Origin of the sequence: Pseudomonas persica, from assembly GCF_900291015.1 — a bacterium.
GTDB lineage: Bacteria > Pseudomonadota > Gammaproteobacteria > Pseudomonadales > Pseudomonadaceae > Aquipseudomonas.
This window is the reverse complement of the sequence record NZ_OLKL01000291.1, coordinates 1-247: the sequence shown is the minus strand read 5'-3', so window position 1 is coordinate 247 and position 247 is coordinate 1. Positions and strand designations below refer to the sequence as shown.

Genomic DNA, 247 nt, shown 5'->3' with positions numbered 1-247 from the left:
GATCAAGCCCCTGGTCAAGCGCAGCTTCCGTCCGGAGGTGATGGGCGGCCTGGGTGGCTTTGGCGCCCTGTTCGACCTGTCCAACAAGTACCGCGAGCCGGTGCTGGTGTCGGGCACCGACGGCGTCGGCACCAAGCTGAAGCTGGCCCACCAGCTGAACCGCCACGATACGATCGGCATCGACCTGGTCGCCATGTGCGTGAACGACGTGCTGGTGCTGGGCGCCGAGCCCTTGTTCTTCCTGGAC

The 247-nt window shown here is 66.0% G+C and carries 1 protein-coding gene; it reads left to right on the top strand.

Annotation, left to right across the window (positions count from 1 at the left end; all coding sequences use genetic code 11):
• Positions 1-247, top strand: a 247-nt coding sequence (locus FQ664_RS26620) for an AIR synthase related protein (RefSeq protein ID WP_256676122.1), incomplete at both ends; no start/stop codon positions are given.